The 22,831-nt window shown below is 71.4% G+C and carries 16 protein-coding genes; 8 read left to right on the top strand and 8 right to left on the bottom strand.

The window, feature by feature from the left end; all coding sequences use genetic code 11:
* Positions 1–126 precede the first annotated feature (126 nt).
* Together MMA15_RS06965 and MMA15_RS06970 are read right to left on the bottom strand one after the other, a co-directional pair.
* Positions 127–1,767, bottom strand: coding sequence for a thiamine pyrophosphate-dependent enzyme (locus MMA15_RS06965; protein ID WP_241058214.1), 1,641 nt, complete (start codon positions 1,765–1,767; stop codon positions 127–129).
* A gap of 126 nt (positions 1,768–1,893) precedes the next feature.
* A complete protein-coding gene (locus MMA15_RS06970; RefSeq protein WP_241058215.1) occupies positions 1,894–3,360 on the bottom strand; it encodes an MFS transporter in 1,467 nt (488 codons plus the stop codon).
* A gap of 127 nt (positions 3,361–3,487) precedes the next feature.
* Here MMA15_RS06970 and MMA15_RS06975 point away from each other — a divergent pair, with 127 nt between their 5' ends.
* From MMA15_RS06975 to MMA15_RS06985, 3 genes are all read left to right on the top strand, one after another.
* Entirely contained in the window at positions 3,488–4,339 is an 852-nt protein-coding gene (locus MMA15_RS06975) for an IclR family transcriptional regulator (protein ID WP_241058216.1), read from the top strand.
* 96 nt (positions 4,340–4,435) lie between these two features.
* Positions 4,436–5,995 (top strand): MFS transporter, encoded by a 1,560-nt coding sequence (locus tag MMA15_RS06980; protein ID WP_241058217.1) that lies wholly within the window; start codon positions 4,436–4,438, stop codon positions 5,993–5,995.
* Between the two features lie 168 nt (positions 5,996–6,163).
* The gene (locus MMA15_RS06985; RefSeq protein ID WP_241058219.1) at positions 6,164–7,084 is read left to right on the top strand and encodes a hypothetical protein; all 921 of its coding nucleotides are present in this window, start codon (positions 6,164–6,166) and stop codon (positions 7,082–7,084) included.
* 354 nt (positions 7,085–7,438) lie between these two features.
* Here MMA15_RS06985 and ppdK read toward each other — a convergent pair whose 3' ends face one another.
* The 6 genes from ppdK to MMA15_RS07015 form a co-directional block, all read right to left on the bottom strand.
* A complete protein-coding gene (gene ppdK / locus MMA15_RS06990) occupies positions 7,439–10,144 on the bottom strand; it encodes a pyruvate, phosphate dikinase (RefSeq protein ID WP_241058220.1) in 2,706 nt (901 codons plus the stop codon).
* 418 nt (positions 10,145–10,562) lie between these two features.
* Complete coding sequence (locus tag MMA15_RS06995) at positions 10,563–11,549, bottom strand: Gfo/Idh/MocA family protein (RefSeq protein WP_277400067.1); 987 nt, start codon at positions 11,547–11,549, stop codon at positions 10,563–10,565.
* Positions 11,550–11,627: 78 nt separating this feature from the next.
* A complete protein-coding gene (locus MMA15_RS07000) occupies positions 11,628–12,833 on the bottom strand; it encodes an ROK family protein (RefSeq protein ID WP_241058221.1) in 1,206 nt (401 codons plus the stop codon).
* Positions 12,834–12,840: 7 nt separating this feature from the next.
* Positions 12,841–13,749: a carbohydrate ABC transporter permease gene (locus MMA15_RS07005; RefSeq protein ID WP_241058222.1), complete on the bottom strand. Its 909-nt coding sequence runs from the start codon at positions 13,747–13,749 to the stop codon at positions 12,841–12,843.
* The gene (locus tag MMA15_RS07010; protein ID WP_241058223.1) at positions 13,746–14,801 is read right to left on the bottom strand and encodes a carbohydrate ABC transporter permease; all 1,056 of its coding nucleotides are present in this window, start codon (positions 14,799–14,801) and stop codon (positions 13,746–13,748) included. The genes MMA15_RS07005 and MMA15_RS07010 overlap by 4 nt, the downstream gene beginning before the upstream one ends.
* Positions 14,802–14,964: 163 nt before the next feature.
* The gene (locus MMA15_RS07015) at positions 14,965–16,386 is read right to left on the bottom strand and encodes an ABC transporter substrate-binding protein (RefSeq protein ID WP_241063054.1); all 1,422 of its coding nucleotides are present in this window, start codon (positions 16,384–16,386) and stop codon (positions 14,965–14,967) included.
* A 140-nt stretch (positions 16,387–16,526) separates the two neighbouring features.
* On the opposite strand from MMA15_RS07015, the gene MMA15_RS07020 reads away from it, so the two are divergent.
* From MMA15_RS07020 to MMA15_RS07040, 5 genes are all read left to right on the top strand, one after another.
* Positions 16,527–17,573: a zinc-dependent alcohol dehydrogenase gene (locus MMA15_RS07020; RefSeq protein WP_241058224.1), complete on the top strand. Its 1,047-nt coding sequence runs from the start codon at positions 16,527–16,529 to the stop codon at positions 17,571–17,573.
* 93 nt (positions 17,574–17,666) lie between these two features.
* Positions 17,667–18,467, top strand: a complete 801-nt coding sequence (locus tag MMA15_RS07025) for a sugar phosphate isomerase/epimerase family protein (RefSeq protein ID WP_241058225.1) — start codon at positions 17,667–17,669, stop codon at positions 18,465–18,467.
* A complete protein-coding gene (locus MMA15_RS07030) occupies positions 18,464–20,143 on the top strand; it encodes an MGH1-like glycoside hydrolase domain-containing protein (RefSeq protein ID WP_372498198.1) in 1,680 nt (559 codons plus the stop codon). Before MMA15_RS07025 ends, MMA15_RS07030 begins: the two co-directional genes overlap by 4 nt.
* Positions 20,144–20,147: 4 nt before the next feature.
* Positions 20,148–22,178: an amylo-alpha-1,6-glucosidase gene (locus MMA15_RS07035; RefSeq protein WP_241058226.1), complete on the top strand. Its 2,031-nt coding sequence runs from the start codon at positions 20,148–20,150 to the stop codon at positions 22,176–22,178.
* A gap of 321 nt (positions 22,179–22,499) precedes the next feature.
* The gene (locus MMA15_RS07040; protein WP_241058227.1) at positions 22,500–22,727 is read left to right on the top strand and encodes a dodecin; all 228 of its coding nucleotides are present in this window, start codon (positions 22,500–22,502) and stop codon (positions 22,725–22,727) included.
* Positions 22,728–22,831: the final 104 nt, after the last annotated feature.

Here is a 22,831-nt window from a genome sequence, read left to right on the forward strand (position 1 = left end):
CCGCCACAGATACGGCGAAACCGATACGGCAGTACCTCTGCCGCGGTACCGCTACGGCAGCGCGGGGAGAATCACGAGGTCGATTCAGGGCTGCCGGGTTTCAAGGATGAAAGCCAGGACTGGAAGTCAGGGCTGGAAGACCTCGTCGGCCTTCACCGCGACTTCCAGAACCACCGGCCTTGTGCTGTGGGCCAGTTCGGGCAGCAGTGCGTCCAATTCCGCGAGCAGTTCCGCATGTCCGGTCACGCGCCGCGCGGAACATCCCAGTGCCTCCGCCATGCCGGAGACACTGACCTCTTCGAAGTCCGGCCATGGCGCGGTGTCTTGGTGCTTCTCCGCGAGCCGGTCCATTATCGCGTAACGGCCGTTCGCGAGAACGACGAATACGACGCCCACCCGGTATCGCGCGGCGGTCCACAGTGCCTGAATCTGATACAGCGCCGACCCGTCCCCCACGACCGCCACCACCGGACGCTCCGGCGCCGCCATGCGTACGCCGACGGCAGCGGGCAGCGCGAAGCCCAGCGCGCCCATCGCCGCGCTGAGGAACCCCAGGGGGCGCCGCGCGGGCACCAGGGCGTGAAGGTCAGGGCGGCTGGACGGGGTCTCCTCCACCAGCACGGTCTCAGGGGGCAGCCGCCGGGCCAGCTCCGCCAGCACATGCGCGGCCCGCAGCGGCTCGCCCTCCGCGGGAGGCTCAGGCGGCGCGGCCCTTCGGTTTCGGGATGCCCCGCCCCGACGGGACCGCTCGCCGCCCGTACGGCCGCCCCCGCTCGTACGGCTGCCGTCCACGGAGTCCGCCAACGCCGCGCAGAACGACGGCAGTCGGGCCACCACCGCGAGCTGCGCCGGCGCCCGGTGCGCCTCCGCCGGGTCGTCGGTGACGAGGACGATCCGTGTGCCGGGCCGTACCAACGGGCCCTCCTCGTACGGATACTGGCGGAAGACCGGTGCCCCCACGGTCAGCACCAGGTCGTAGGGCCCGAGGGTCTCTCTCAGCCGGGTGCGGTCCGCCGGGAGGTGCCCCGCGAAGAGCGGATGGTCCTGTGGGAAGCCCGCCCGCGCCCCGAACGACTCCTGCCACACCTCGGCCCCGGTCCGCTCCGCGAGCCGCGTCAACGCCTCCCACGTCCCCGGGTGGTCGGCCCCGGCCCCCACGACGAGCCCCAACGCGGAGGCCGCGCCCACCAGTTCGGCCACGTCCCGTACGTCACCGGGGTCCGCGGCGTCGGAGAGGCGCAGCTCGGCCGGTGCGGGAAGCGGCAACTCCTCGGCAGGGCACGCCCAGTCGTCCATGGGGACGATCACCACCGCCGGGCCCCGCAGCGTACGGGCGGCGTGCGCCGCCCTCGCGATGGCTCCGGGCACGTCCTGCGCACGCGGCGGCGTCTCCGTACGCACCGGATGGTCGCCCGCGAGCTGCTCCAACCGCCCCGCGAGGAACGGCTCCTGTACGAGATGGCGCCGGTCCTGCTGCCCTACGACCACGACGAGCGGCGCACGGTTGACCCGCGCGGTGCACAGCGCGCCCACCGCGTTGCCGAGGCCCGCGGTGGTGTGCAGCAGCGCGAGAGCGGGCGCGTCACGGGCGATGGCGTAGCCGGTGGCGGCACCGACGACGGAGCCCTCGTGGAGCGCCAGTACGAAGCGGATGTCGTCGGGAAGCCCGGCGAGGAACGGCACCTCCGTGGAACCGGGATTGGCGAACACGGTGGTCAGGTCGTATCGGCGCATCACGTCGAGCGCCGCCTCGCGGACGGTGGGCATTGCCGTGCGGTCCTCCTGTCGCCGGTGCCGTGCGGGACCACCGATGTCGATGCGGTCCTCCGCCGTAGTGCTGAACGCCGCGCAGGGCCTGGGCTGTCGGGCGCCGGGCCCCTGCGGGGCGCTGCGCTAGATCTCGGCGGGCGGCCGGTAGCGGACCTGCGTGAGGATGCCGAATCCGACGACGACGATCGCCGCGTCCATCCACACCGCCGCCGTCCAGCCCCCCGTGCTGTCACGCAGCACACCGCTGATCGCCGGGGAGAGCACGGCGCCCATCTCGCCGATGAGGTTCTCCATCCCGAAGGCCGAGCCACGCAGCCGCGCCGGTGCCAGCTCCGCGGTCAGCGCATGGCCGACGGGCTGCAACGCGTTGAAGAACAGGCTCGCGGTGAACAGCAGCAGACCCATGATCCAGAGGGACGGCTCGGCGGCGGCGCTGAGATACCACGCGAAGGCCACCGTCAGCACTGCCTGGATGCCGGTGAAGGTCAGCATCATGCCCTTGCGTCCCCAGCCGCGCCGCAGCCCGTAGTCGGAGAGCCAGCCGCCCGCGGGGAAACCGAGGATGCCCGCACCGGCGTTGAACCCGGCGGTCAGCGCGGCGTTCATGAACGACGAGTGCGCCGCCCCGGCGACGATGGAGACCGACCAGAAGCTGAAGAACCACAGGTTCCACAGGATCGCGATGTTGCAGACGTAGAGCAGGAACAGATCGCGGTTCTTCACCACGGGCCCGATCTCGGTGCCCTTGCGTGCCAGCGCGAAGAGCACCAGCCCTACGGCGAGGGCGACTTCGAGCAGCGCCACCCACAGCTCGGACAGTCCGGCGCCGGTGCCCAGCCAGTAGACGCCCATGACGAGGGCGAGCGAGACGGCGGAGTACGCGCCGAGATGAAGGGTGGCGCGGGCCGTGCCGGAGAGGGTGAGGTGCTCGCGGAACCACCATGCGACACCGGCGCCCACGATCACCGTGCCGAGCCCCAGCACCCAGAAGACCATCCGCCACGCCTCGACCTCGTCGAGGAACACCTTCCCGAACTCGACCAGTTCGGGCGTGAAGACGATCGCGATGGTGATGCCCAGCGACAGCCCGGTGATGACGACGCCCATGGCGAGGCTGCGGTCGCGCTCCGGGGTGGCGGCGGTGATGAGGCTGCGGTCGTTGGAGTAGAAGGCACCCTCGCCGAGCCCGGTCAGCACCCGTACGACGATGAACGCGACGAGCCCGCCGATGAAGCCGGTGAGCATGGTGGCGACGCCCGCCCACAGCAGGCTGACCACGATGAGCGTGCGGTGCCCGTAGCGGTCGCCCAGATAGCCGCCGGGGAACTGGGTGAGCATGTACCCCGCGAAGAAGAGGCCGCCCACGAGGCCGCCGAGCGCGTGCGGATTCTCCGCGTCCGCGAGGAAGCCGACCCCGTTGTCGATCATCCATGTCACGACGGGACCCGTGACGGCTCTGTCCGCGGCGCTGACCGTCCAGCCGAGGAGCAGCAGCACCCACAGCGTGTGCCAGGGGCGCCAGCCGCGGCCTTCGGCGGCGGTGCCCGTCCGCGACTCGATCGACGAGGGTTCTCCCGGTACAGCCTTCATGGGGTCTCCGTACGGTCGTTGCACCTCCGGACGCCCACGACGGCGCTCGGGGCGGGGAGTTCGGGGCCGCCGGTCAAACTAAGCTCGCGACGTGGTGGGCGGAACCGGCTGCGGTAGCTTTTCTGCTATGCCGAACAGACAGGCCGGGCGACGCGAACGCCGGGGACAGCGGGGGCCCGAGCGGCACGACTCGCTTGAGGGGCGGGACGGACGCGGGACACGGGAGCGCCAGGGCGACGCATACGCCGCCAGCTCCGTCGACAACGCCCTGCGCACCCTGGTGTATCTGCGCGGCCACCAGTCCGCCCGCGTCACGGACATCAGCGACCATCTCGGCGTGGCCCGTTCCACCGCGCACCGCCTGCTGACGACCCTGCGCGGCCACGGCTTCGTCGAACAGGAGCCGGGCGGCCGTCGCTACCGCCTGGGGCCCGTACTGCTGGGGCTGACCCGGGGAGCCGTCGACGAGCCCACGCTGGTGCAGGTCGCCCACGGTCACCTCGCGCGGCTGCGCGACGACGCGGGCGAGACGACCAACCTCCTCGTGCTCGACGGCCCCGACTCCCGCTTCGCCGACGGCGTCGAGGGCCCGCACCCGCTGCGCGTGGGCACACGCACGGGCGACCGCGTGCCCGCGTACGGGACGGCCGGCGGCAAGGCGCTGCTGTCCGAACTCTCCCCGGAGGCCGCGCGCACCCGCTACCGCCGCGGTCTGCCCGCCCTGACGTCCTCCACGCTTCCCGACGTGGACGCGCTCATCGCCGACCTCGCCGTGACGCGTGCCCGTGGCTACGCCCTCAATTTCGACGAGAGCGTCACGGGCGTACACGGCGTCGGCGTCCCCGTGCGGGACCGCTTCGGCACCTGTGTCGCGGCGGTCACCGTCGCGGCCCCGAGCATCCGCCTCGACCTCGCCCGCGCCGCCGAACTCGCCGTCCTGCTGCGGCAGACGGCCGACCGCATCGGAGCGGAGCTGTAGCGGGTCGCAGTCCCGCGGCCGCGCTGCCGTACGTCCTGCGGCGCCGGACCGAACCCCGGCGTGGACGGCACGAAAGCCGTGCGCGAAGGTTCCGGCATGACGTACTCGAAGGCCCGCAGACGGGCCGTACTGATGACCCTGTGCACGGGCCTGTTCATGGCGATGCTCGACAACCTCGTGGTGACCACGGCCCTGCCCGGCATCGGAGCGGACCTGGAGACCGGAACGGCCGGTCTCCAGTGGGTCGTCGAGGCCTACAGCGTCGTCTTCGCCGCGCTGCTGCTGACCGGCGGCACGCTCGGCGACCGCTGGGGCAGGCGCCGCGTCTACCTCGCAGGGCTGGCGCTCTTCACCTTCGGTTCGGGCGTGTGCGCACTCGCCCAGGGCCTGGAGGTCCTGGTGGCCGGACGCGCCCTTCAGGGGGTGGGCGCCGCGGCGCTGACCCCGGGCACGCTCTCCATCCTGCGGCACGTCTTCACCGAACCCGGCGAGAGGGCCAGGGCGATAGGCGTCAACAGCGGCGTCTCCGGCGCGGGCCTCGCCGTAGGACCGGCCCTGGGCGGCCCGTTGGTGGACCACTTCGGCTGGGCCAGCGCGTTCTGGATCAATGTTCCGGTCGGTGTGGCCGGCCTGGTCGTCGCCGCGAAGGTGCTGCCGGAGGTGCCGCGGTCGGGAGCACGCCCCGACCCGGCCGGGCAGATCACCGCGGTGCTCGGGCTGGGTGCCCTGGTGCTGACCCTGATCGAGGGGCCCGTACGGGGGTGGAGCGATCCGTGGGTACTGGGCGGAGCCGCGACCGCCGCCGTGACCTTGACGGTGTTCGTCGCCGTGGAGCGCCGGGTCGCATCGCCCATGCTGGACCTGCGCCTCCTGACGAACCGGGCCACGAGCGCCGCGTCCCTGGCAGGTTTCACCGTCGGCTTCGGCTTCTTCGGGCTCAGCGTCTTCGTCACCCTCTATCTCCAGTACGTACTGAACTGGTCGCCCACATCGGCCGGTCTGGCCATGCTCCCCGCCACGGTGTGCACCGCCGCCACCGCGGTCCTGACCGGACGCCTCTGCGCCCGCTTCGGCTCCCGTACCGCACTCGTCGCCGGGCTGGTACTGCTCTCGGCCGGACTCGCCGGGTTCACGCTCTACGGGGCCCAGGCGCGCTTCGCCGAATTCGGCTGGCTCATGCCGCTCCTCGGCAGCGGCTTCGGCATGACGGTCGCCTCCACCTCGATCGCGGTGATGGAGGGGTCTCCGCAGGAACGCGCGGGCACCGCCTCGGCGACGGTCAACATGCTCCGCGAAGTCGGCGGTGTGACCGGGGTGGCGGTGATGGGCGCGGTGCTGACGGCGCGGTTCGCCGCCGCACTGCGTGAAGAGTTCCCCGCCTCCGGCGCGCTCGACGCGGATGCGCTGGCCCACTCCGTGACAGCGGGAGGAGGCACGGGACTCGGCAGCACCTCGGGCGTGCCTGCCGCTGTCGTACGGAGCATCGACGGCGCCTTCGTGGCCGGACTGCACCTCGCGCTGTGGGCTGGAGCGTCCGCGTTGCTGATCACCGCGGCGCTGGTGCTGTTCCGTATGCGGGCACCGCGCCGGGACGTCGCCGACGCCGACGAGGCCACAGAAGATCAGGCTTCCGCCCCGCAGCCGTCGAAGCGCTGACCGCACAGCAGCCGCCCAGCCGCCCCCACCGCGCGTCGTCCGAGGCCAGAGGGGCTGCAATCGGCCGCCGGGCGGAGGCGGACGGCCGAAAGCCGCCGCGTCGCGACGACCGCAGGCGGAAAGCATCCTTCCGGCACAGACGGTTCGCGACTGGGAGGGGCGACGGACTTGGCATTCGGCATCGAACGCATCGAAGAGGCGGTCAAGCACCTGACGACACAGATCACCGGCATCGGCAACGCACTTCGCGAGAGCCTCACCGAGACCCGCAGCCGCGTCGACGCCCTTACGCACACCCACACCGACCTCGGCAACCGCGTCGACGAGGCCCGCCGCGTCAGCGAAGCCAACAGCCGCGACATCGCTGCCGCCCGCCGGGAGTTGGCGGAGCTTCACGCCCTCATCGAAAGCCGTCGCGCGGACACCGCCGAAGCTCTCGCCGCCCCGCCGGCCGAACCCGGGCCCCGGCCCGGGAACGAGCCCCAGCCCGAGCCGTATGCCGCGGGCCCCCTCGGTCCGATGGGGCCCGCGGACCCCCTCGACCACAGTCCGCACGCCTTCGACCACGACCCGCACGACGATCTGCTCGCCCAGGCGGCAGGAGTCGCCAACGCCGAACTCGTCTGCCATCGCGACACCTGGGCGTTCCTCACCCAACAGGCCTGCCGCGGCGAGCACTTCAGCATGCCCGTCGACATCTCGCCCGCCGACGGCGGCGACCGCGGCAGCGGCACCGTGCGCGTCGGCCTCTCCGGCCGCAGCCTCCTCGGCCTCGCGGACGCGCTGTGGCACGTCACCCAGAGCCCCGGCGCCTCCCCGGGCACCCGCCATCTCGCCGCCCAGACCTACAACCGCATCCAGGCGGCGCTCACCCACACCCACAGCGGCCCACCCGGAGCGGGCACCGTCGCCCGCATCGTCATCGACGACCGGGTGCCCCACGAAGAGGCCGACGAGGCCGAGAAGGAGGACCCGGAGGACGGCAACGCCTCGAACGGCAGGGACGACGGGGGCGACGGGGGCGACGGGGGCGACGGAGGCAGCAGGAACGACGGCGAACCGTGCGTGATCGGAGGCATCGCGAGCTGAGGCCGCACGGCCTGCCGCGACGCCGGTGGCAGGACGCGGGTGAGGAGCGGACGCGCAAGCGAGCGGACGAAAAAAGGGGGTGGCACCTCCGCACAGGTGCCACCCCCGGTTCCCGTCCGCCCCACCGCCGGTGAGGGTGCTGGGCGTGGGAGCGGCCGGGAAGACCGGCACGGCCCGGGACGCGGAAACGCGACCGGAGCCAGGACCGAAGCCGAGACCGATGTCGAGACCGAAGCCGAGACCGAAGCCGAGACCGACGTTGCGGCCGGAAGCCGGTAGTCGGGAGCCGGTGGTCGGGGGCCGGAGCCGGTAGCCGAATCGCGACCGGCCCTGCCCTCGGGCCCCGTCAGTTCATCAGGACGTCGCCGCCGCCCGGCCCGCCTCCAGCCGCGCCACCGGGATACGGAACGGCGAGCAGGAGACGTAGTCGAGACCCACCTCGTGGAAGAAGTGCACCGACTCGGGGTCGCCGCCGTGTTCGCCGCAGACGCCGAGCTTGAGATCGGGTCGGGTGGCGCGGCCCTTCTCGACCGCGTGGCGCACCAGTTCGCCGACGCCGTCCTTGTCGATCGTCTCGAACGGGGAGACGCCGAAGATGCCCTTCTCCAGATACGCGGTGAAGAAGCTGGCCTCCACGTCGTCCCGGCTGAACGCCCACACCGTCTGTGTGAGGTCGTTGGTGCCGAAGGAGAAGAAGTCCGCGCACTCGGCGATCTGGTAGGCCGTCAGCGCCGCACGCGGGAGTTCGATCATCGTGCCGAGGGTGAGGTTCAGCTCCACCGAGTGCCGCTCCTCGACCTCCGCGATGACGGCCTCGGCCTCCTCGCGGACGATCTCCAGCTCCTGCACCGTCCCCACCAGCGGAATCATGATCTCCGCACGCGGGTCGCCCCCTGCCGACTTGCGTTCGGCCGCTGCTTCGGCGATCGCCCGTACCTGCATGGTGAACAGGCCCGGCACCACCAGCCCCAGCCGTACGCCGCGCAGCCCCAGCATCGGGTTCTGCTCGTGCAGCCGGTGCACGGCCTGTAGAAGCCGCAGGTCGTTCTCGTTGGCGTCCTTGCGGGACTCGGCGAGCGCGACCCGTACCGAAAGCTCGGTGATGTCCGGCAGGAACTCGTGCAGCGGCGGGTCCAGCAGCCGTACCGTCACCGGCAGTCCGTCCATCGACTCGAACAGCTCGATGAAGTCGCCTTCCTGGAGCGGCAGCAGACCCTCCAGCGCCTCTTCGCGCTCCTCCTCGGTGTCCGCGAGGATCAGCCGCTCGACGAGGCTGCGCCGCTCGCCGAGGAACATGTGCTCGGTGCGGCACAGGCCGATGCCCTGCGCGCCGAAGCGCCGGGCGCGTGCGGCGTCCTCCGCGTTGTCGGCGTTGGCCCGTACTCGCAGGCGGCGCACCCGGTCCGCGTAGGCCATGATCCGGTGTACGGCCTTGACCAGTTCGTCCGCGTCGTCGGCACCGGCGTGCATGCGGCCCTCGAAGTACTCGACGACCGGCGAGGGTACGACCGGCACCTCGCCCGCGTAGACCCTGCCGGTGGAGCCGTCGATGGAGACGACGTCGCCTTCCTCGATGACCTTCCCGCCGGGCGTCTTCAGGCAGCGCCGCTTGGTGTCGACCTCCAGCTCCTCCGCGCCGCACACACAGGTCTTGCCCATGCCGCGTGCGACGACGGCCGCGTGGGAGGTCTTGCCGCCGCGCGAGGTGAGGATGCCCTCGGCGGCGAGCATGCCGTCCAGGTCGTCGGGGTTGGTCTCACGGCGGATGAGGATGACCTTCTCGCCGGAACGCGACCACTTGATCGCGGTGTACGAGTCGAAGACGGCCTTGCCCACGGCCGCTCCCGGCGAGGCGGCGATGCCCCAGCCGATCTCGTCTGCGTCGCGCACTCCGCCGTCGCTGTCGAAGCGGGGGAACATCAGCTGCGCGAGCTGGTTGCCGTTGACGCGCTGAAGCGCCTCCGCCTCGTCGATGAGGCCCTGGTCGACGAGCTGAGTGGCGATACGGAAGGCCGCGGCGGCGGTGCGCTTGCCCACGCGGGTCTGGAGCATCCACAACTTGCCGCGCTCGATGGTGAATTCGATGTCGCACAGGTCCCTGTAGTGCGTCTCCAGGGTCTCCATGATCTGCATGAGCTGGTCGTACGAGGGCTTGTCCAGTTGCTCCAGCTCGGCGAGCTGCACCGTGTTGCGGATGCCGGCGACGACGTCCTCGCCCTGGGCGTTCTGGAGGTAGTCGCCGTAGACGCCCTGCTGGCCGGTGGCGGGGTCACGGGTGAAGGCGACGCCGGTGCCGGAGTCCGGGCCGAGGTTGCCGAAGACCATCGAGCAGACGTTGACGGCGGTGCCGAGGTCCTGCGGGATGCGTTCCTGGCGGCGGTAGAGCTTGGCGCGGTCGCCGTTCCACGAGTCGAAGACCGCCTTGACGGCGAGGTCCATCTGCTCGCGCGGGTCCTGCGGGAAGTCCCGGCCGGTCTCCTTCAGCACCAGGTGCTTGAACTTCTCGGCCAGCATCTGCATGTCCGCCGCGTCGAGTTCGATGTCGCTGGAGGCGCCCTTGAGGCTCTTGGCCTGGTCGAGCGCCTCGGAGAAGACCTCGCCGTCCATGCCGAGGACGGTGTCGCCGAACATCTGGATGAGGCGCCGGTAGGAGTCCCAGGCGAAGCGCTCGTCGCCGGACTGGGCGGCCAGGCCGTGCACGGACTCGTCCGACAGGCCGATGTTGAGGACGGTGTCCATCATCCCCGGCATGGAGAACTTCGCGCCCGACCGTACGGAGACCAGCAGCGGGTCGTCGGCCTGGCCGAGCCGCTTGCCCATCTTCCGCTCCAGCGCGTCGAGATGGGCACTGACCTCGTCCCGCAGCGCGGGCGGCTCCTCACCGCTGTCGAGGTAGACCTTGCACGCCTCGGTGGTGATCGTGAAGCCGGGCGGTACGGGGAGGCCGAGGTTGGTCATCTCGGCGAGATTGGCCCCCTTGCCACCGAGGAGGTCCTTGAGATCCTTGTTGCCCTCTGTGAAGTCGTAGACGAACTTCTGCACTGCTTCGTGATCCGGCACGGGACTCGACCCCTTGTGGACGGCTGGCCTGACGGCGGGGAGCGTACCCAGATCGAAGGCAGGGACGTACGTCCAGCGGTACGCCAAAGGGCCGTAACCACCCGGACGGCGAGGATCGAAGGCAGCGCCCTTCCCGTACGGGCGCAGGCGGCCGAATCCACAAGTCGAAGGCACCACTCCGCCGAGCCACCGCCGACCCGCGAGCAGGCACTCTCCGTGAGGATGCTCTTCGGGGACTGAATCTAGGACCGGTAAAGTCGCGGGCTGCTCCTTGGAGATCTGGACCGCACAACTGAGCGCTCATCTGAGCAACCCCCTGATCAAGGTGGCGAGAATCACGCCTGCGAGTGACCGGCTGGTCTCACGATGCGGACATCACGGATCGTTTCCCCGGCGTTCGCCCGCGGCGGTGACCCGGTCACAAGGCCGTACGGGCCGCCTGTTCCAGCAGCTCCTGGAGACGAAGCCCGCGCCTCGCGTCCGGATCGGGGGTGCGCCTGCCGCGTACCGCCTCGGCGAACTCACGGCGCAGCACGGGCCATGACTCCTCCGGGTCCAACTCCCCCGAGTCGTAGACCAGTTCATGCTCCTCGCAGTACAGCTCGACCCGGGTGCGCGCACGGGCGACCCGTATCGAGCCGGAAAGCGACGCCTGGCTGACGGCGCCGTTCTCGTGCTCGCAGGTCAGCTCAATCCAGCGCCGCGGGTCGCCCGTGCCGCGTATGGAGGCGATCGGGCCGACCGCGAGGTCGAGCAGGTCCAGCAGATGGGGACCGAGGTCGAGCAGCGCGCCGTGTTCCAGACGCCAGCCTGTGGCCATCTCGCCACCGAGGAACGCGCCGTGGACGTAGAGAGACCGGGCGCCGGTGACCGTGGACCGGCTTGCGCGGGCGAGGAATTCACGGGTGCCGGGGTGGTAGCGCTTGCTCAGCACGAGCTGGGAGACCACGCCGGCGTCGGCTATCGCATCGGCCAGCGCGCGGGCGGAGACGAGGTCCGGGCCGAGCGGCTTCTCCAGCAGCAGCGCCCGGCCTGACCGCGCGGCTCGTACGGCCAACTCGGCCTGTACCGCGGGCGGAACGGCGAAGGCCACCGCCTCGCATGTGCCCAGGAGTTCGTCGAGGGAGGCCGCGGTCGCGGCGCCGTAGGGTGCGGCTGTCTCCGCGGCGGCCTCGGGGCGGCGGGCCCACACGGAGACCAGTTCCGTCTCAGGACCGGCCGCGAGCATCCTGGCGTGCATGGTGCGGGCCCAGGGTCCGGCGCCGACGAGACCGACACGTACCGGGTCGCCGGTCCACTGCCCGGACGCGGCAGCGTCCTTCGGCGCCGTCGCGGCAGCGTCCTCAAGTGCCTTGCCGGGAGCGGCGGACGGCCGGGGTGCGGCGGCGTCGACGGGCTCGGTCATGGGTGGTCCTTCCGAACGTGCGGGCGGGGGGCCGGAGTCGGGGTCCGAGGCCGGGCGGCCGGGGACGGCCGGGCTGGCTCAGCCGCCGAGCGCCGCGAGCCGGGCGTCCGCCCGGTCCGGGGCGTAGAGGTCCTCGACGACGATCGCGGCGGCACCCAGCAGCCCGGCCCGCTCCCCCAACCGCGAGGTGACGACGCTCAGATGGGCGGTGGTACGCGGCATCGCCCGCTGGTACAGCAGTTCGCGGACGCCGGTGAGGAACGGAGTGCCCGCGAGGTCCCCCGCGATCATCAGCACCCCCGGGTTGAGCAGTGTGACGACGGTGACCAGCACCTCGCCGACCCTGCGGCCCGCCTCCCTCGCGAGCCGCACCGCGTCGGGCTGACCGGCCGCGAGATGGTCGCGTACGCCGGACACGGAGTCGGTTGCGATCCCGGCGTCGGTGAGCTGTGCGGCCAGTGCCCGGCCGCTGGCGACGGCGGCGAGGCAGCCGTAGGAGCCGCACATGCACAGCGCCTCGGGGCAGTCGTGCAGCCTTATGTGGCCGATGTCGCCGGACCCGCCGTCGATTCCGCGGTAGAGGCGGCCGTCGGCGACGACTCCGGCGCCGATGCCCGTGGAGACCTTCACCAGCAGGAAGGCGGAGCAGTCCCGGTGGGCGGCGCGCTGCTCGGCGTAGGCCATCAAGTTGGCGTCGTTGTCGAGGAGTACGGGCACGGCGGGCCCCTCGGCGGAGACGTACCGCGCCCATGCCTCCTGGAGTTTCTCCCGTACCGGATAGCCGTCCCAGCCCGGCATGATCGGCGGCTGTACGACCAGGCCCGACTCCCAGTCGACGGGGCCGGGCACGGAGAGCCCGATGCCGCAGACCCGAGCCGCCGGGGTGCCGGTCTGCTCCAGCAGTGCCGCGAACCAGCGCGCGAGGGTGTCGAGTACGTGGCCTGGGCCGTCCGCGATCAGCATCTCGCCGGAGCGCTCGGCCAGTACGTTGCCCGCGAGGTCCACGACGGCCGCGCTGGTGTGGCTCGTACCGAGGTCGGCGGCGAGCACCACGGCGTGCTCCGAGTCGAACTCCAGCCGTGTGGAGGGCCGTCCGCCCGAGGAGCCCTCGACGGGTGCCGTGGCGCCCTCGCGCAGCCAGCCCGCCGCGAAGAGCTGGTCGAGGCGGTGGCCGACGGTGGACCGGGAGAGCCCGGTGGCCCGTTGCAGTGCGCCGCGTGTGGTGGCGCTTCCGTCACGGATGAGGCGGAGCAGATGCCCCGCGCTCGCCTGGTTCCCGGTCATCGACTCCTCAGCTCTTGTCCGCGCCGCTGGTCAGGCCCTCTGTCAGCAGCCGTTCCGCGGCGAGGAAGAGAAGGACCACGGGAACGGTCAGCACCACCGATCCTGCCATCAGCACCGTCTTGGACACCTCGATGCCGTTGGCCAGTTGCTGGAGGCCGAGGGAGACGGTCCAGTTCTCCGGTGTGGCGGCGAGGAAGAGCAGCGCGAAGAGGAACTCGTTCCACGCGATCATGAAGATATAGAGGCCGGTGGCCATCAACGACGGCGCGGCGAGCGGCAGTACGACCTTGCGTATGGTCTGGAGCCGCGAACAGCCGTCCAGCGCGGCGGCCTCCTCGATGGAGAAGGGGATCGTCGCGAAGTAGTTGCGCAGCATGTAGATGGAGACGGGCACGGTCTGCGCGATGTAGACGATGGCGAGCCCGACGATGCTGCCCTGGAGCCCCATCTTCGCGAACATCACGAAGAGCGGCACCGCGAGCAGGGTCGCGGGGAAGAGGTAGACGGCGAGGAAGAGCGCGCTGAGGTGCCGTCCGCCGAAGAAGCGCAGCCGGCTCACGGCGTAGCTGCCGGGGATCGCGGCGAGCAGGGTGAGCACCACGGCGCCGACGGAGGCGAGGGCGGAGTTGCGGAGCATGCCCAGGAATCCCTGGCCGCCCTCGGAGGTGGGCCTGAGTACTTCCTCGTACGTGCTGAGCGTGAACTCCTTGGTGGAGACCCACAGCCGGCCGGGGTCGAGCAGGAGCGCGTCGATGGGTTTCACCGACAGCAGCAGCATGTAGTAGAAGGGCACCAGCGTGGCCAGCGCGAGGAAGGCGATGACGACCCAGCGCAGCACGCCGAAGAGCCGTTCCTCGAACTGGGCGCGGCTGAAGGGGACTCGGGCGCGGACTTGGGCCTGGTCTGCGCGGCTCATGACTCCTCCTGGACCTTCCTGCCGAAGAACGTGAAGTACAGGCCCAGCAGCACCATGAGGATCACGGCGAGCACGAGCGCCTGGGCCGCGGCGGCGCCCACGTCGAAGCGGGCGGTGAGGAAGTCGTAGACGCGCACGGCGACCACGTCGGTGCCGGAGCCTCCGCCGGTCAGCAGGTACACGTCGTCGAACTTGTTGAACTCCATGATGAAACGCAGCACGCACAGCAGCGCCACGACGGGCATGAGCTGCGGCAGCAGCACGTGCCGGAAGCGCTGGGTGGGCGCGGCGCCGTCGACCTTCGCGGCCTCCTCCAGGCCGTCCGGCACCGCCTGTAGGCGGGCCAGCAGGAAGAGGAACGCGAACGGGAAGTAGCGCCAGGTCTCGAAGGCGATGACGGTCAGCAGGGCCAGCGGCAGCTCGAAGTCCGCGCCGAACAGGGAGACTTCGTAGCTGCGGGTGGAGAGGAAGGCGACCGGGTCGTCCCAGCCGAGCAGCTTCGCGCCCCACTCGTTGACGACGCCGAACTGCGGGCTCAGCGCGATCTCCCATACGAACGCCACGGCCACCACGGGCGCCACATAGGGCAGCAGCATCGCGCCGCGCACCAGGCCGCGGCCGCGGAAAGGCTTGCGCAGCGCGAGCGCGGCGACCAGGCCGAGGAGGATGGACCCGGCAGTGGAGCCGACTGTGTAGAGCAGAGTGGTCCACAGGCTGGTCCAGAAGCCGGGCGAGCCGAAGACCGCACGGAAGTTCTCCAGCGACCAGTCGCCGAGAAGGCCCATGCCCTGGATGTCGACGAGGCGGGCGTTCTGGAACGCGAGAAGCACCGTCCACAGGATCGGCAGCACGACGACCACCGTCACGACCACGACGGTGGGGGTGACGAAGGCCAGACCGGCACGGTTCTCCCGTGCGGCGGCGGAGAGTCGGCGGGGGCGGCGTCCGGGGGTGCCGCCGCCCGGGGCGTCCGGGCCGGACCCCGGCCCGGGACCGGGGGTGTCGCCGGGGCGCGTCGCGCCGTCCTGTGGAGTGGTCGTGGGTTGCGTCATGGTGTGCGTACCTCGGGTGTGTGCGTACCTCGGGTCACGTGTGGGGGCGGGGCTGCGGGGGCGCCGGAACGCGAGGGACCGGTGGCGCCGGAGGTCTGGGCGAGGGTGCGCAGGCGGGCACCGGCGCGGGCGCCGGAACCGGCCCCGGCGGGCAGGGCGCCGCTCACCGCAGGGACCGCCGCAGTGCGTCGATCTCGTCCTGCGACTGCTGCGCCGCCTCCCCTGGCGTGGTCTGCCCGCTGGTCATCGAGCCGAGGACCTTCGCCACGGGCAGTTCGCCGTTGGTGGCGCCCACGAGAGCGCCCTCGCCCTGGAGGAACCCCCAGCGCCGCATCACGCTGATGCCGTCGCTCAACTCGTCCAGCAGCTCGTCCGGGTAGATCGAGTCCAGCGGCTTGCGCACCTTCGCCTCGACGCCCAGCGGGCTGGAGTGCCAGGCGCGGGTGTACTTGCGGGGATCGTCCGAAGTGCCCTCCCGCACGGGGATCTTGCCTTCGGGCGCCATCCCGAACCAGTCCTCGTAGCCGTCGCTGAGCATGTACTTCACGAAGCTGCGGGACGCCTTGGTCTCGGCGGTCTTCGTCACCGCCCAGGAGGTGATCTCCCCGAACTGCACCGGCTTTCCGCCGTCGGGCCCCTTCATCGCCGTGGTGATGCCGCTGTTGCGCGCGAGGAACTCCTTGTCCTTCTTGCACTGAGGGCAGCTCGGTACTGCGTCCGCACGCTGCCCGGAAAGCTCGTCCAGCAGGAAGGAGGACCACACCATCATCGGCGACCTGCCCGCGAAGTACGTGGCACGGGTGGTGTCGACGGTCTGGGTGCCTGGGGCCCCGTGTTCGCGGGCGAGCTCGTCGTACGTGGCGAAGGTGCGGCGGCACGCGGGCGAGTCCAGCGTCACCTTGCCCTTGTGCGTCAACTGGCAGTCGTTGGCGAGCGCCAGATACTCGAAGCTCTGCTGGGTGAAGACGTCGGACGGGTCGGCCGCCAGCGAGATGCCGTGCATGCGGCCCCGGTCGAGCTTCTGTGCCGCCTTGACGGTGCTGCCGTAGTCCTCCGGCGCCGCCAGGCCCGCCTTCTTCAGCAAGTCCTTGCGGTAGACGAGGAGTTGGACCCAGGCGTCGGAGGGAACGGTCAGCCGGGCCGGGCCGTCGGACGTCAGCTTGAGCGCGTTGGAGTTGAAGGTGTCCTCGCCGAGTTCCTTGACGACGGCGGCGGGCGTCTCGGTGTCCAGCAGGCCGTTGCCGTACATCTGCCATGCCTGGCCGAGCGGCAGGGCACCGATGACGTCGGGCAGATTGCCCGACGCCGCGGCCGACATGATCAGTTGGGGGAGCTGGCCCTCGTCGACGCCGACGAGTTCGACGTCCACGCCGGTCCTCTTCTCGAAGCGTGCGACGTTCTTCTTCTCCGCCGCCATGCGCGCCGGGAGATTCTCCAGCGTCCACACCGTGATCTTGCCGTCCGGCCGTTCACTGCCCGACCGGGCGTCCGACGCGCACCCCGCGAGCAACGCGGCGCTCAGCGTCACGGCCACTGCCGCCGCCGCAGGCTTCCTGGCGCCCCAGCGCCGAGTCCACATCCGCATTCCTGCCTCGTCCTCAACCGGCTTCCGCTTTATCGCCATGCATCTCAGCACCACTTCTGTCTGTTAACAAGACGTATCCCTCATGTATCTTCGACGGAACTTGAGAAGCCCACGTCAGAGCCAAGTCTTCGGAGTGCGTTGTGGAGCGAGTTGTCCAGTTCACCGGCCCGCGGCAGGTGGAGGTCGCAGAGCACGAGCGTGCGCCGCTGCCGCACGGCCATGTGCGCCTCCGTACGCTCTACTCGGGCATATCGGCGGGCACGGAGCTGACCGCGTACCGCGGCACCAACCCCTATCTGACCCGCACTTGGGACCCCGAGGCCCGGCTCTTCCGCGAGGGCGCACCCGGCATCGAATATCCGGTGGCGGGCTGGGGCTACTCCGAAGTCGGGGAAGTCGTCGAGATATCACCGGAGTTGACTGACACACCGGGGATGCCGCAGGTCGGCGACGTGGCGTGGGGCATCTGGGGCCACCGCAGCGAGGGCGTCGTGCCGGGCGAGCGGCTGGCCGGGCACACCCTGCCGCCGGGGCTCGAACCGCTCGCCGGCGCCTTCGCCCGCGTCGGCGCCATCGCCTACAACGCCGTGCTCGGCGCGGGCATCAACCTCGGTGAGGACGTCGCGGTGTTCGGGCAGGGCGTCATCGGCCTGCTGACCACTCGTCTCGCACGACTCAGCGGCGCCCGTGTGATCGCCGTCGACGCCCTCGACGTACGGCTGCCCGTCGCACGGCGCTACGGAGCGGACGTCACGCTCGACGCCCGCAAGGACGTAGTCGCCGAGCGCATAAGGGAGTCGACGGGCGGACGCGGCGCGGACGCCGCCATAGAGATCAGCGGCGCCTACCCCGCGCTGCACGAGGCGCTGCGCTCGGTCGCGGTGGGCGGACGGGTCGTGGCCTCCGGCTTCTACCAGGGCGACGGCGCGGGGCTGCGGCTCGGCGACGAATTCCACCACAACAGGGCCCAGTTGATCTGCTCGCAGATCGGGGGCGTACCCCAGGAGCTGGCGGGGCGGTGGAGCGTGGAACGGCTTCAGCGCACTTTCCTGGACCTGGTCGCCGAGGAGCGGGTCGACGTGAAGTCGCTCGTCAGCCACGTCGTCCCCGTGGACGAGGCGGCAGACGCCTATGAACTGCTGGATCGGCGCCCGGCGGAGGCCCTCCAGGTCGTGCTCGAGTTCTGAACCGAAGGGCCCGCTCCCTGATATCCGGAGCCCCGGCCCTCACCGCCACACCGACCCCCCACGTACGAGCCGCACTTCGCGAAAGGCCCGACCATGTTCACAACCGCCTGCCAGGAACAGCTACTGCCGGGCGAGACGCTCCAGCAGAAGTGGGACTTCGCCCAAGCCGCGGGCTACGGAGCGATCGAACTGCGAGGAAAGGGCGACTTCCACTTCCGTGACCGGCTGCCGGAACTGCGCCGGGCGCTGGCGGACGGCGTCGTCATGCCGACCGTGTGCGTCGAGATGCGGCACTTCCTCGGGGCGTTCGACGAGGAGCTGCGCCGCGACGCCGTCGCCCAGATGAAGTCGCAGCTCTCCGTCATCGCCGAACTCGGCGGCCGGGGCGCGATGACACCGGCCTCCTACGGGATGTTCTCGCGGCGCCTGCCGCCGTTCGAGCCGCCCCGCAGCGAGGAGGAGGACCGCGAGGTGCTGCTCGCGGGCCTCACCGAGCTGGGCGAGCACGCCGCCCGCGAAGGCGTCGCCCTCTTCCTCGAACCGCTCAACCGCTACGAGGACCACATGGTCAACAGGCTCGGCCAGGCAGTGGAGTTGATACGGCAGACAGGGCTGGACTCCGTCCGCGTGGGCATCGACAGCTACCACATGAACATCGAGGAGGCCGACCCTCCCGCCGCCATCCTCGAAGCCGCCCCGTACATCGGACACGCGCAGGTCAGCGACTCCAACCGCTTCCAGCCGGGCGCGGGCCACCTGGACTGGCCCGCCTGGCTGGGCGCACTGGAAGCGGCGGGCTACGAGGGCGAACTGGCCGTGGAGTGCAGGCTGACCGGCGACCCGGAAGAGGCCGTGCGCTCCATCACGCCGTTCCTCTCACGGGCCGCCGCGTGAGCGCCGCACCCGCGCCCGCTCCCCGCACGGCAGCCGTACGGACCGGGCGGCAGGGACCCACCGGGACGCCCGCACCGCACCGCTTCCCGGGACGGGCCGAACGCGCCCGGCTGCGGCGCGGGGCACACCGTGTGCTGCTGGGCAACTGGACGGGGACCTCGACCGTCCCCTCACACGGTCTGTATCCGCACCAGTGGAGCTGGGACTCGGCGTTCATCGCCATCGGCCTGCGCCATCTCTCCGCGACCCGCGCGCAGCGGGAGCTGGAGACGCTGCTGGGCGGCCAGTGGGGCGACGGGCGCATCCCGCACATCGTCTTCAACTCCCGTGTGCCGCAGGACGCTTACTTTCCCGGGCCCGGCTTCTGGCGCTCGTCCACCGCCGGGCGGTCCCGCGGCGCGGGCGCCCCCCTCGACGCCGAGACCTCCGGGATCGTCCAGCCGCCGGTGCACGCGTTCGCCGCCTGGCTGGTGCACTGCGCCGACCCGGACGCCTCGCGCCGCCGAGGCTTCCTCGCCCGGGTGCAGCCGAGACTCGCGGCATGGCACCGCTATCTCGCCGACGAGCGCGATCTGGGCGGCGGCGGACTGGCCGCGGTGGTGCACCCCTGGGAGCCCGGCATGGACAACAGCCCGTGCTGGGACGGGCCCCTCTCCCGTGTCGAGCCCGCCCCCGCGGGCTCCTTCCGGCGAGCAGACCTCACACACGGCGCCGCCGCCGAACGCCCCACCGACCTCGACTACGGGCGCTACGTGGCGCTCGCCGCCGCCTACCGCGACCACGGCTACCGCGACGCGGACGCGCCGCACCCCTTCGCCGTCGAAGACCCCTCCTTCAACGCCCTGTTGATCGTCTCGGAGCATGCGCTGGCCGCCATCGCCCGCGAACTCGGCGGCGATCCCGCACCGCATCGTGAGCGTGCCGCCGCACTGACCGACGCCCTCGTACGCCGGTCGTGGTCGCCGCAGGCGGGCCAGTTCCTGTGCCGGGATCTGCGCGGGGAACTGCGCGATCAACGCGGGGAACTGCGCGGGGATCAACGCGTCGATTTGCGCGGGGATCTGCGCGGCGACGAGGGAACGGATCAAGCCGCTTCGGCCGGTACACGACGGGAAGACGCCACCCGCCGGCCGTCCGGCGGCCCCCCTCCCGGCACCCTCATCGGCGCACGCAGCGCCGCCGGCCTCCTGCCGCTGATCGCCCCCGGTCTGCCCGCCCACGTCACCGCCGCGCTGCTGCGTACCGTCACGGGTGAGCACTTCGGACTGGGCGACAGCGTGCGTCTGCTTCCCAGCTACGACCTGCGCGGGCCCGCGTTCGACCCGTACCGCTACTGGCGGGGCCCGGCCTGGTTCAACGTCAACTGGCTGCTGGAGCACGGACTGCGGCGCTGCGGGGAGAGCGAACGCGCCGATCTGCTGCGCGCCGACGTGCTCGGCGCGGCAGCCGCCTCACGCTTCGCCGAGTACCTCGACCCGTACACCGGCGAAGGCCGTGGCGCACGCGACTTCAGCTGGACCGCCGCACTCGCGCTGGATCTGCTGAAGGGGCCGGATTCAGGCCATGAGTGCGAACAAGAGGTTCAGCGGGCCGGATTCACGTCAATGAGCGGTAAAGAGCCCGCACCCGAGCCACGTGAGTCACCCGGGCGGTCCGAGCCCGAGGAAGGATTCTGACCCTGTGAATGCCACCGAGCACCGCCTGCTCGTCCACGAAGGCACCTTCGCGGTGCTCGGCCCCTCCGGTGACGTCAGCGGCCCGCCCGGCTGGGCGCTGCCCAGCGCGCAGTCCGAAGGCACGGTCCCGGAGGGCCTGTTCGTACGGGACGCCAGGCATCTCAGCCGCTGGCAGCTCACCGTCGACGGCTCCTCCCCCGCCGTTCTCGTGCCCGCGTCCCACTCCCCCGACTCGGACTTCGGCGGCACCGCCGTACTCACCCCGCACGGCACCCGCGAGGAGCCGCCCGCCTACACCGTCTTCCGTGAACAGGCCGTCGTCAGCGGCGAGTTGACCGAACGCATCCGCCTGACCAGCAACCTCGGCGAGGCCACGACCGCCCGGCTGACGCTCACCGCGGACGCCGACTTCGCCGACCAGTTCGAGCTGCGCTCCGACCACCGCTCCTACGACAAGCGGCACACCGTACGCACGCACGAAGTACGCCCCGACGGTGTCGAGTTCGGCTACCGGCGCGGCGAGTGGCACTCCCGTACGAGCATCACGGCCGAGCCGCCCCCGGCCACCGTCGACGAAACCGGCAGCTCCGCACGGCAGTTGGGCTGGCTGCTGGAGCTGGCGCCGCACGGCACGGCCGAGTTGACGCTGCGCGTCACCGCGCATCCGCACGGCGCACCGAAGCGCCGCGCCCCCACCGGCGCACCGCCGGGCGGCGCACCGGGCGAGGTGATCGCGTGGCTGAAGTCCCGTACGGACGCGTTCACTTCGGCGGAGCCCGTTCCCTCCCGGCTCACCGACTGGCCGGAGCTGGCCCGCGCCTGCGAGCAGGGACTCGTCGACCTCGCCGGTCTGCGCGTCGCCGCCCGCGGGCCTGACGGCGAGGAACTGCTCATCCCCGGCGCCGGAGTCCCCTGGTTTCTGACCCTCTTCGGCCGCGACTCGCTCCTCACCTCGCTCTTCGCCCTCCCCTGCCGTCCACAGCTCGCCGAGCACACCCTGCTCGCACTCGCCGCCACCCAGGCACGTGAGGACGAGCCCGAACGCCTCGCACAGCCAGGGAAGATCGTCCACGAGGTACGCAGCGGAGAACTCGCCCACTTCGGCCAGGTCCCCTACGGGCGCTACTACGGCTCGGTCGACTCCACGCCCCTCTTCCTGATCCTTCTCGCCGCGTACACCGAGCAGTCGAGCGAGAACGGCGGCGCCGAAGAGGCACAGCTCGCCGCCCGGCTGGAGCCGCAGGCACGCGCCGCCGTCGACTGGATGTTCACCCACGGCGGCCTCGACGAGCACGGCTATCTCGCCTACCACGCACACGAAGGCGGCCTCACCAACCAGAACTGGAAGGACTCCCCCGGCGCCGTCTGCACCGCCGACGGCACACGCCCCAAGGGCGCCGTCATGGTCGCCGAAGTGCAGGGCTACGCCTACGACGCACTGTGCCGCATCGCCCGGCTGGCCCGTACGGTCTGGAAGGACGACGCCTACGCCGACCGGCTCGCCAAGGCCGCCGCCGCCCTCCGCGAACGCTTCGAGTCCGACTTCTGGATGCCGGAGAGGAACTTCCCGCTGCTCGCCCTCGACGACGGCGGCACCCGCGCCGACGCCCTCGCCTCCGACGCCGGGCATCTGCTGTGGTCCGGCATCCTCGGCCAGGAGGCAGGCGAGCAGGTCGGCCGCCGCCTGATGGAGGACGACTTCTTCTCCGGCTGGGGCGTGCGCACGCTGGCCTCCGGCCAGGCGCCCTACCACCCGCTCTCGTACCACCGCGGCAGCATCTGGCCGCAGGACAACGCCGTCATCGCCCTGGGACTCGCGCGCTACGGGCTGCACGAGGAGGCCCGCACACTGGCCGCGGGCATGGTCGAGGCCGCCGCCCGGCAGAACTACCGGCTGCCCGAGGTGCTCGCCGGCTACAGCCGCAGCGACCACCCCGACCCCGTCCCCTATCCGCATGCCTGCTCCCCGCAGGCGTGGGCGGCTGCGACGCCACTCGCGCTGCTCACCGCCGTGGGGGACGCGCCGGGCACCTGACGCCCGCGCCCGCGCCCCTCACACCGCCGCCCCCGGCCGCCGCTTCCCCCCGGCGACCGGGGGCGGCTTGTTCGGTGGATGTGGTGCCTGCGGTGCCTGCGGTGCCTGCGGTGGAGCGGGCCCTTACCCCGCGACTCGGTGCGCACGGCTCCGGTCCGTACAGCGTTCGTGCATGCAGCGTTCGTGACGCAGTGTTCGTGCGCGCAGTGTTCACACTCGCAGCGTTCGTACGTACAGCCGGGCGGAGCTGCGTAAGCCGGGCGTATCAGGGCACCGGGGAGGGGCACGACGGACGACGGCCGGACATGGTGGAGGTCCCGTATGAGCGAGCACACCTACCGGGTGACCGAGATCGTCGGCACCTCGCACGAGGGCGTGGACGCCGCGATCCGCAACGCGGTCAGCCGGGCCTCGGAGACGCTGCGGCACCTGGACTGGTTCGAGGTCACACAGGTACGCGGCCAGATCGAGGAAGGGCGCATCGAGCACTACCAGGTCTGCATGAAGGTCGGATTCCGGCTGGAGAGCGGAGAATCCGCCGGGACCTGAGCGGACACGCCCAGCCCGGCCCGGCCTGAGCCGGTCCTGAATCCGGGCCCGGCAGTGGGCTGAGGCTGGCAGTGGGCCTGGGCCCGGCATGGTCGAGCCCGGGC

This window comes from Streptomyces marispadix (assembly GCF_022524345.1).
Classification (GTDB): domain Bacteria; phylum Actinomycetota; class Actinomycetes; order Streptomycetales; family Streptomycetaceae; genus Streptomyces; species Streptomyces marispadix.